Source organism: uncultured Nostoc sp., assembly GCF_937863485.1.
Classification (GTDB): domain Bacteria; phylum Cyanobacteriota; class Cyanobacteriia; order Cyanobacteriales; family Nostocaceae; genus Nostoc.
The window spans coordinates 1-10,460 of sequence record NZ_CALMFY010000141.1 but is presented as its reverse complement, the minus strand read 5'-3'; the positions used below and the strand labels follow the sequence as shown (position 1 = coordinate 10,460).

At 43.6% G+C, this 10,460-nt stretch carries 7 protein-coding genes and 1 pseudogene; 5 read left to right on the top strand and 3 right to left on the bottom strand.

All coding sequences use genetic code 11. The features are described 5' to 3' along the window. Both Q0541_RS18545 and Q0541_RS18540 read left to right on the top strand, forming a co-directional pair. Positions 1–527 (top strand): annotated as a pseudogene (locus Q0541_RS18545) (hypothetical protein); the annotation flags it as partial. A 188-nt stretch (positions 528–715) separates the two neighbouring features. Next, positions 716–976 carry a hypothetical protein gene (locus Q0541_RS18540; RefSeq protein ID WP_298913251.1) on the top strand — a complete coding sequence of 87 codons (261 nt, stop codon included), beginning with the start codon at positions 716–718 and terminating at the stop codon, positions 974–976. 136 nt (positions 977–1,112) lie between these two features. Here the strand turns inward: Q0541_RS18540 and Q0541_RS18535 are convergent, their stop codons facing one another. Further along, on the bottom strand, positions 1,113–1,547 hold the full coding sequence (locus tag Q0541_RS18535; protein ID WP_298913248.1) for a hypothetical protein: 435 nt from the start codon (positions 1,545–1,547) through the stop codon (positions 1,113–1,115). Between the two features lie 120 nt (positions 1,548–1,667). On the opposite strand from Q0541_RS18535, the gene Q0541_RS18530 reads away from it, so the two are divergent. Beyond that, positions 1,668–3,518 carry a S8 family peptidase gene (locus Q0541_RS18530; protein ID WP_298913245.1) on the top strand — a complete coding sequence of 617 codons (1,851 nt, stop codon included), beginning with the start codon at positions 1,668–1,670 and terminating at the stop codon, positions 3,516–3,518. Between the two features lie 73 nt (positions 3,519–3,591). Further along, on the top strand, positions 3,592–3,825 hold the full coding sequence (locus Q0541_RS18525; protein WP_298913242.1) for a hypothetical protein: 234 nt from the start codon (positions 3,592–3,594) through the stop codon (positions 3,823–3,825). Here the strand turns inward: Q0541_RS18525 and Q0541_RS18520 are convergent. Further along, on the bottom strand, positions 3,812–4,135 hold the full coding sequence (locus Q0541_RS18520) for a thioredoxin family protein (protein WP_298913239.1): 324 nt from the start codon (positions 4,133–4,135) through the stop codon (positions 3,812–3,814). The genes Q0541_RS18525 and Q0541_RS18520 overlap by 14 nt on opposite strands. A 1,445-nt stretch (positions 4,136–5,580) precedes the next feature. Here Q0541_RS18520 and hetF point away from each other — a divergent pair. Then, positions 5,581–8,088, top strand: a complete 2,508-nt coding sequence (gene hetF / locus Q0541_RS18515) for a cell division protein HetF (protein ID WP_298913236.1) — start codon at positions 5,581–5,583, stop codon at positions 8,086–8,088. Positions 8,089–8,269: 181 nt separating this feature from the next. Here the strand turns inward: hetF and Q0541_RS18510 are convergent. Beyond that, on the bottom strand, positions 8,270–10,460 hold a 2,191-nt coding region (locus Q0541_RS18510), incomplete at its 5' end, for a COR domain-containing protein (RefSeq protein ID WP_298913233.1).

Below are 10,460 nucleotides of genomic sequence, written 5' to 3'. Positions count from 1 at the left end.
ACGAAAGCCCCTTTGACTTTGCTATTAAGGGTACAGTTGGACCTGCTGTTGCCATAAAGGGTACTTCAGGAAATGACCAACTTTCCGGAGGTGACCCAGACGATCAGATCTGGGGAGAAAGTGGTAATGACCGACTTTATGGCAATGGTGGCAATGACCTGCTTTACGGCGATAACGGTAACGATACCCTGTTCGGCGGTCTTGGCGATGACCAACTCTACAGGCGTGCAGGCAACGACTGGCTTTACGGTGGTAAAGGCAACGATGTGCTGACTGGGGGCTATGATAATGACACCTTTGTATTAGCTTCTGGTGAGGGCACGGACTCCATTACTGACTTTGAACTGGGTAAGGACAAGATTGCGTTGTCAGGTGGTCTCCAGTTTGGTCAATTATTGATACAAAAACAAGGAAGTCAAGCTTTCATTGTGGATAGTTCTGACAATCAAGTGTTGGCGAAGTTGGATGGGGTTAGTGCGACAACGCTCTTAGCTCAGGCTTCTACAACTTTTATAACTGTAAGTTAATTGTGTTTTCCAATGACCAAGCCTCGTCACAGCAAGTATAAGTGTGTAGGGGAATAATAAAAGAGAAAAGATTTGGTATTGAGCACTTAAATTCATTTTATAGGGTTTCTCTCCACTTTAATCCCTGTCAAGGTGACTGCAACTTTTATTCACTCAGGGAGACAGATTTACCCCTCAATATCGCAGATATGACGACAGTGACAGCCACTCAAACTGCCACCACCCATGATCGCACACATGGACTCCAAACAATACAAGTTCTTCATCGACGATCGCTCTACTGGAAACATTCATTTCCCTTGAAGTCACTTTTAGTAAGAATAGTAGAAGCCCCACACCCACTAGACGGGGTGTGGGGACGCCAGACGAGAACGACTGTTACCCGTCTACAGCCCAGAATGAATATCGGTCATAACTCGATATTCATTCTGGGCTGTTTTGGTTGTTGATATATTTCTTAAGCTTTGATATTGTCACACCACCGCAACTAGCAACACAAACAAATAAAAAACATCCCATTACAAAGAGACAAGGTGGAAAAGGAGAAGAAGTTGCGATAATTTATTTTTTGCAGTTCCCAAATAACTACTGATTTTGTTGCGATCGCAAGTCTTGTAATACCCCCTGTAAAAACTTACCCCATTCCGCTGCCAAAGGGATTTCTGTAAATGGAACGCGCACTGAGTTAGTAGATTCGGAAAAGAGAAATTCTAATTCTATAGAACGACCTTTATTGGGTATATTTTCCACATCAACTGATTTGTCATCTACTAAAAGGTGGATTTGTTTTACATCAAGCAAAGAGAATGTTTCTAGTTTAATAGGCCCTTTAGGCGTGGGTTTTCCCCAGGTTAGATTGTTGCCTTTTTGACCTAATACAGCATAAATATCGTACTTAGCCCGTTCAAATTGCTCTGCCCAAGTGCGATAGGCTTCAACTTTTTGATACTCTTTCGAGCCTTGCCATGTCAACCAGAAAAACATTACTAATAGGGGCAACCACAAAAGACCACGTTCCATCGGTTAAAAAAGTCCTGAGTAATAAGTGAAACTTGTAACTAAAAGAGCAAAATCCACCCATAAAGGATGGAGATAAGTTATGGTAGTGAGCAAACTGGCAAAAAGCGGTGATGAGTTAATATGAGAAAACTTATATTATTGTGCTTGTTTGTCATTGGGCTGGGATCTGCCATATTTGGTTTCCTGAATTTCCAGGGAATGGCAACTAAAGGAGAGTTTGAGACGATTTTGCTTGATTTTCGGGAAGATATTCCATCACTTGTGGTGGAACAGAATCTGCGAGCGATCGCCAAACAATACAACGTTACACCCCAATTAGACAACAAGTTTTCCAAAAAAGATAATGTGTATATTGTCAAAGGCGATCGCCAACGACTCCAAGAACTGAAAAAATCTCAATTTGCCCAAGCTACAGAATTTATTGAGCCAAATTACATTTACAGAAAGATTCCCCAACCAGGTCAAGCCGCTTGGTTAGCAGAATTTTTGAGACCCCAAGATGATGATGAGACAAGCCCCTCATTAACTGGCCCCAATGACCAATATTACAGCAAGCAGTGGAACTTGCACCAAATTGGCATTGAAGGCGCATGGAGTCAAACCAAAGGCAGTGGCATCACAGTTGCAGTAATTGACACCGGGATTACTAAGGTGCGGGACTTATATGAGACAAAATTCGTCAAAGGCTATGATTTTGTTAACGACCGAGAAGAAGCCAAAGACGATAACGGCCACGGCACTCATGTTGCCGGAACTATTGCCCAAGCCACAAATAACAAATATGGCGTAGCTGGAATTGCCTATGAAGCCAGTCTGATGCCGCTAAAGGTGCTGAGTTCATATGGTGGCGGTACTGTTGCCGATATTGCCGAAGCAATTAAATTTGCTGCTGATAAAGGCGCAGATGTAATTAATATGAGCTTGGGCGGTGGCGGTGAAAGCAAGTTGATGAAAGAAGCGATCGAGTATGCCCATAGAAAAGGTGTAGTTATCATTGCCGCAGCGGGGAATGAAAATACCAATGGGGCAAGCTATCCAGCCCGCTATCCCTATGTCATCGGCGTTTCCGGAATTGGCCCAGATGGGGAAAAAGCACCTTATTCTAACTTTGGTGCTGGGGTAGATATCTCTGCTCCTGGTGGCAGTGAAGCTGGTAAAATTCTCCAAGAAACTATCGATGAAAACGGCGAAGGAGTATTTCTGGGCTTCCAGGGTACAAGCATGGCTTCCCCACACGTTGCCGGTGTTGCGGCATTAATCAAAGCTGCTGGCATCAAAGAACCAGATGAAGTTTTAAAAGTTCTCAAGCAGTCGGCGCGAGTTATCCAGGATGATGGTTTGAACTATTATGGCGCTGGACAACTCAATGCAGAAGCAGCAGTCAAACTAGCCTTTGCAGGGCAAATCAGTTTCCCAGATTTCTTCCGGTGGTTACGCGATAACGGTTATCTTAACCCCGGCTTTTGGATTGATGGTGGTGCGATCGCACTCTTACCCAAGATTTTAATGGTAGTTGGTTCCTATCTACTGGCTTGGTTTTTACGGGTTTACTTCCCCTTCACTTGGAGTTGGTCTTTATCTAGTGGACTAATTGCCGGCAGTTCGGGGTTATTCTTCCTCAAGGGAATCTATATTTTTGACCTTCCCCAGTGGCCTTTCCGGGTTTTGGGCAGTTCAATTCCGGAACTAGGCAATACCCTCCAGGGAACTAATGCGTTCAATCCCCTGTTTGCCAGCGTACTGATTCCCATTGTCTTAATGGCATTGCTGCTGGGACATCCTAGTTGGAAATGGTTTGCCATTGGTTCAACTTTAGGTGTCGCAGCCTGCTTGACGGTAAGTGCGTTTTTCGATCCAGCTGTTTGGGGTTTGGGAAGTGGTCACTTAGCACGCCTTTTCCTCATCACCAATGCCCTAATCTGTTATGGACTTGCTCGTTTAGCATTGAAAAACGAAGAAAAAATAGCATAGAAGGGGACAGACGCGATTAATCGCGTCTCTACTCCTAACTCCTAATTTCCTATTTCCCCACTCAGCACTGTTTATGAGCATTACACTTACAGGTACAATTGAACGCCGTGATATTGGCACAGGCGCATGGGCCTTAGTCACAGAAGAGGGCGTTACTTACGAAATCCTTAAAGGGGCAGACAAAGACTTACTCAAAGCTGGACAAAAAGCAAAAGTTAAAGGACAGGTGCGTGAAGATATCATGACAACTGCGATGATTGGATCTGTCTTAGAGGTCAAATCTTTTGAAGTAATTAGTTCTGATTAGCTGTGGAATTCAGAACCTCTTGAAGACGGCTTTTAAACTCTCCTTTGGGATGACCTCCTTTTACCTCACCCACAATCAGAAATTCTCCTTCTGGAGAATTGCAGATGATGTAAGTAGGCCATCCCATTTCCGATTTATCAGGATACTGAGTTAATAAAATCTTGCGATACTTGCGGTAAGCAGTTGTATCCTGCATTTTCACATCGATAAATTCTAAACCCAGTTCTTCAGCCACCTTTTTGTCATAAAAAGACATTTTGTGGCAAATGCCGCACTCTTCTGAAGAGAACTTAATTACAGCTAAACTCATGGGTTGGCGACTCTTTGATTTTAAGCAGGCTATTTTAGCATAATGCTATGAAATGTTACCATATAGCTGGTCATTAGTGTCAACTTAAGGCTGAAATCCTGATTTAATATCTTTTCTTCCTTCCCTGCTTTTAGTACGGGAAGGCAATTTTTTGGGAGGCAGAGCCTCCAGTACCGCATTCCCAGGCTGAACCTGGGAACGAGAAATATACAAATGTAGTCGGCGATGAAGCTCTGATTCTGAAGTTGAAAGCAGTGATTGCTGGCAGACAAACAGTTAAACGCCAAAATATAGAAAAAAAATTAAGAATGTGATTAAATATCATAGCAATCATTTTGGTGTGGCATCTCTAGCTCACAATAAAAAGAAAGCGATTCAGGAATTGAGTGAGCAGCTTATGCTCTATCCTGGCAACAGGAGGATACTTAAAATCTACCAAACAGTAGCAACAAGAGTAGTGGTGCATTTCTGTTACATCGGTAGGAAATGCTAGGGCGATGTCTAACGACAAGCCGCTACGCCAAAAAAACCCCCAGTGGGTGTTAGCCAAGCAGGGGAGTTAGTTATCAGGGTGCATCTACCAATTAAATGTTCTCAGGTTAAACACCATACTCCGGATAAATTTGTACAAAGGTCTGTTATTTTTTTAAATAAAAACCCCCCAGTGGGCGTTAGCCAACCAGGGGAGTTAGTTATAAGGGTGCATCTACCAATTAAATGTACTCAGGTTGAACACCATACTCCGGATAAATTTGTACAATAGTTATTTTTTTAAATAAAAATCCTCCAGATGGTGTTATTCTACTAGGGGAGTGAGTTATCAAGGTGCATCTACCAGTAATCTTTTCTAGGGGCAGCAGTATCTTCCTGAGAAAATGGTAAAAATTAGGGTTGATGGCGATGTGCTACGACGGGCGTAGCTCGGCAACTAGAAAAAACTCCCAACGGGTGTTAGCCAACCAGGGGAGCTAGTTATCAGGGTGCATCTACCAATTAAGTGTTCTAGGTTTAACCACCATCCTCCGGATAAATTTACTAGAAAGTTGATTGTTGTTGTGTGTAAAAAAACTCTAGTGAATATTAACTGAATTAGATGAGTTAAAAATCAAGCTACATTCATCTAGTAATCAAGTATTCTAGGGTTAAGCACTATTTTCTGGGAGAGAATATCTGCGTTAGAAGTTGCTGTAGTTTGCCAAAATTGAAAAAAACCCCCAGTGGGTGTTAGCCATCTAGGGGAGTTGAAGATCAAGGTGCATCTACCAATTAAGTGTTCTAGACCCAAGTAATCCGATCCGGATAAAGTTGTAAAGGCAAAAAAAGCAAAACAACACCGAATCAGAAACATTCAGGGGTAGGATGCATCTAAGTTATCAGAGGGAGCGAAAAATCGACTTGAAACTTTCGCGTTTCAAACCAGATTCAGGAGGCGGACAGGAGAAGCTGTGACCCAGGAATTTCATATTTCCGTGACCCCAGTAGGGCAAAATGACTACTTGGTGCGGACGGAACAAGTCGCGCCTGGGGTACCATTGGCAGAAGAGTTGGTGACTTGGCCTGTAGCTGATTGGTTGATGGCTGCTGGGCATTTGATGAATGACCCGTTGAAATCGGTGTTGCAAGGAGATCCATTCGCCTCTGGTGGGCACGAAAGCAGTATCGCCAGAAACTCTGTTAACTTGGTGGCATTGGGTCAACAATTTTATAACGCCCTATTCCAAGGCACTCTCAGAGATAGTTGGATTACTGCCCAAGGTATTGCCCAAAACCACCAACAAGTACTACGCTTACGCCTGGGGCTAAAAGACACTAGGTTAGCTCGTCTGCCTTGGGAAGTGATGCACGCAGGCGATCGCCCTCTAGCTACTGGGCCTTATGTGGCTTTTTCTCGCTTCCAAAGTGGAATTTTGGGGGCTTCCCCTTTGCGAACGCAAAATATGCCCACACTACCAGAAGGTGGTGTCAAAGTATTGATGGTAATTGCTTCCCCCTCAGATCAAGTCCGCCTTGATTTACAGAAACAGGAAGCTATTAAACTGCAAGCTGAACTTCACCGGCAAACATCACGACTGGCTGAAGGTAGCAATCGTTTCCCACAAATTGAACTCACTGTATTAGACCAACCAGGACGGGAAGAATTAACGCAAGCCCTAGAACAAGGCAGATACCACGTTCTCCACTACTCTGGTCATAGTAACTTAGGTTCCAATGGCGGAGAAATTTATCTTGTTAGTCGCAGAACTGGGTTAACAGAAATCTTGACTGGGGACGATCTGGCAGGTTTGCTCGTCAACAATAATATCCAAATGGCAGTGTTTAACTCCTGCTTGGGGGCGTACACAGCCGCATCCGATCCCTCTGGAGATACTGGTGAACGAAACTTAGCAGAAAGTCTCGTGAAGCGCGGAATCAGAAGCGTTTTGGCGATGTCAGAACGGATTCCTGATGAAGTGGCACTGACGCTCACACAATTGTTTTACCGCAACTTGAGTCAGGGATATCCAGTAGATTTGTGCGTCAGTCGCGTGCGTCAAGGATTAATTTCTGCCTATGGTTCTCACCAGATGTATTGGGCATTACCGATTTTGTATCTCCAGCCAGAATTTGACGGTTTTCTGAGTGAGGAAACTGAGTTATCCGAAAGTGCAGAGTCGCTGAATCAGTATAGTTCGCCTTTAGGGGCAACTTCCACGATGTACTCTGCGATCGCAGATGATACCGAGATGCCTTTAGGAATCGAGCAAATGATCCCTTCTGGTTTAGCGCATGACTCTTCTGGGTTGGACTGGCTAGGTGACGATACTTGGGGGGATCTCGTTGATGAAATTGAGTATGATGACCCCAGCTATGAAGAAGATTCTGCTATAGTTTCGGATTTATTTCGTCAGTTAGATAACCAAAAAGCTCCAACTGAACCGGATGAACAGATTCGAGAAAATAGTCTTCACCAAAGCCAGGTTTCAGAGGAAATGACTTCCCCAGAACAGGAAGCAGATTTGTGGGGAGAAGCCCCAGCACCACCACCTCCAACTGCTGGGAACCTTGAAGGAAATTGGCAAAATTCTGCTGATTTTTTGCGCTCGCAACCAGCCCCGCAACCAGTCCCAACAAGACCTCGTACCCAACGCCGTAAGCTGTGGCCGATTGTGGGTATTATGGGGATCAGTGCCTTAGCAGCTGCGATCGGTTTAAATTGGTGGTGGCAAAATCGACACCAAGTAACTCTACCTAACATACCAGCAATTCCCACCCAGTCTCTACCCATTCAAAAGCAGCAAAATATCGACTTACAGACAGCAACGACTGGGATTGTCACCGCCACCGCCACTGATAAATTGAGCCAGGGCGACTTGGAAGGTGGGTTATTGGCTGTAGAAGAACTACTCAATCGTGGCGCACTGGCTGCGGCTGAAACTGCCCTGAAATTAATTCCAAATAAACAAGCTAACGATCCATCTGTCAACTTTTACAAGGGACGATTAGCGTGGCAGTCTATCCAAACTGGAGACAATAACTATAGTGTCGATGATGCCCGCCGTTACTGGGAAACTGCTGCAAAAGCTAAACCAGAATCGCCTTTGTATAATAACGCCTTGGGATTTGCCTACTACACGGAAGGCAATTTGAATCGAGGTAATGATTCTTGGTTCAAAGCTTTGAATTTAGCTCTCAAAGAGCAGAACACACAATCAAGATCCACAAAGGCAGCAGTGCCTCAGGATGCTTTAACTTCCTATGCTGGTTTAGCTCTTGGATTGTATAAATCTGCACTTAGTCAATCTAATGGTAAGCAGACACAATATCTCAAAGAAGCGATCAAGTTGCGGCAAATGGTAGTTAAGTCTGATCCCGTAAATTTCCAGGTAGATAAATTAGCTAAAAATTGGCTGTGGACGGAGAAGGCGATCGCAGATTGGCGATCGCTCCTTCAGGAAAAAGGTGAAGAACAGTAATATGTTGTGGTGGTGCGTTAGCGAAGCTGTCCGCAGGAATCGCAGTTGATTAAATAGCAGTTCTCAATTCCATGTAATACAGTCGGTTTGTAGGGGCACAGCAATGCTGTGCCCCTACCGTGTGTTGCTTTTGCAAGAGGTTTCACAATTTTCACAATTCAAATAGGATTTTTCTATACTCTTATTTGTTGCCTTGAAACTGCTTAATAATATTGCCAATTAAAGGCAACTGTTCCAGTACCATTTTTGTCAAATCTACAAAAGATTTCTCAGAAAGGCGGTCATCTTGTCGGAGTTGCAGAACGCTTATTAAAACGATAAATATTGCTGTGCCAATAATTGCTAAAGCTAGATAATGAAATGGTAGCGAACCACCAAAAAATGCAATTAGACAAAATACAACTACAAATACAAATAAATAGAACATTCCATTTCTAAACGCAAACGGAAGCGTAACCTGCACTTCTGGTTGAGAATTTTCTTCCTGTTTAAATGGTTCTGTCATAAAATTATTCTCTTGCTTTGATGGCTGAATTAAATTATTAATTGTTACAACGACATTTTCCCTTCTTGTCTCAGAGGAATTAGGCAGGAATTCGCCACCCATCTGCTGTTCTGCTTTAAGTAACTCCCTTCTATCCATCACATCATTAATTAAGCCCAAGACATCAACCATTTGATAGCTTTTTTGACATTGAATGCGTTCTTGCTTATCGGCTACAAACTGTCGCAATATCTCAAAAGAGTAAAAGTGTGGCTCTTGGCTATCTTTGCATGTGTGGCAATTACAGGGGATTAACTTGTTGTACTTTAGTCGCTTATATGAGTCATGAATTTTATCGAGTTCATGTGTAACTATGGTCATCAAATCTCTTTTGTGACGACCTGAGACTCGAATCTTAATCTCCTTGTTGCCATAATATTCAATCACCTCTGCCTTCGTCTGGTCTTTGCTGAGAACAACACCGCTTTTCCAGACACATTTTTGTTCATTTATCAACTCATGGATGGCGGCGATGAATTGGCTGATGATCCCCTTGGGCATGAACTCGTAAGTGTAACGCAGAATCAGGTTGTTGGTTTGATCCCAGTTATAGGGGGGTTGATTAGCAGATAGCAGTTGTGGGGCAATATACTTTCCTTGGCTTCTAGGAATTTCGTAGCACAGCTTGAAGTTGATCATCAGGCGCAAGAGTTCATCATGCATCGTGGCGTATTCGTCTTCACACCAGATGTTTGCCAAGTCAGACCGGGTGAAACTGCCCAGGTTGCGAATCACTTTTTCATTATCCAGCACTTTGTAGACTGCATCAGTTCCCCACTTTGGCTTGAGGATGACGGTCTTATTCAAAAGTGGGTCTTCCTGGAAGTGCAAACATACTCCCAAATCGTGCAGATAACCACTCAACTGCAACTTGTCATTTCTTTGGGTGAACCCATTTTGTTGGCAGATGTTCAGGTATTCATCTAAGCCGATGTAATTGCGTGCGTCACTCTCTAAAGCTTCCCGGACTCTAACCCAGGTTTTTGGGAGCGGACTGCCAATATGGGGTAGGTTTTTAATGTAATGCTTAATTTTATCTAAAACTTGTTCTAAATCTCTGTTGGTAGCAAGGTTTGTTGCTAAAGTCTCCTTTAAATTAGTAAACTGCCCCCGTAACTGGAGTTCATTAATCTCTCGGTGGCGGTTTTGCTTCTCATTTTTGATGATTAGCAGCGGACTGTTATCGCTCAACAGTTCTACAACATTCAACCAGTAATAAAAATCCGTGTCTTCCTTGCGGGTATCTGCCACTAAAGCATAGAGGGAACGCTTAGTGAGGAAAAATTGGTGAGTAGCATGGTAAATCTCTTGCCCCCCAAAGTCCCAAATATTGACTCGAAATTCTCGCCCATTTTCCATTGTGAAAGCCCACTGGATAACCTCAATTCCCTTCGTAGAGTTTTCCTCTCGGAGTTGATAATTTTGGTCTTCAATTTTCTTAGCCAGTGTTGTCTTTCCTGCTCCTCCTTCGCCGATAATTAGTAACTTTGCCTCATACAGATAATCTTTGCCTTCTGCTTTCAGTTGCCGGAAATAATCTTTAATCGCCTGAAGACCTCGTGCAACAACTTCTAGCGGTGGCTGTTCGATGGGGTTGCCGCTTAAATCCAGGGAAGTGAGTTGTTGCAGGCGGGTGATCGCTTCTGGCAGTGTCGTTATTTGGTTGTCGCTTAAATCCAGAGAAGTGAGTTGTTGGAGATCAGCGATCACTTCTGGCAGCGTCGTTATTTGGTTGTCGCTTAATTCGAGGTTAGTGAGGTGTTGCAGGCGGGTAATGGCTTCTGGAAGTGTCGTTAATTTATTGCTGCTTAAAACTAGGAGGGTGAGG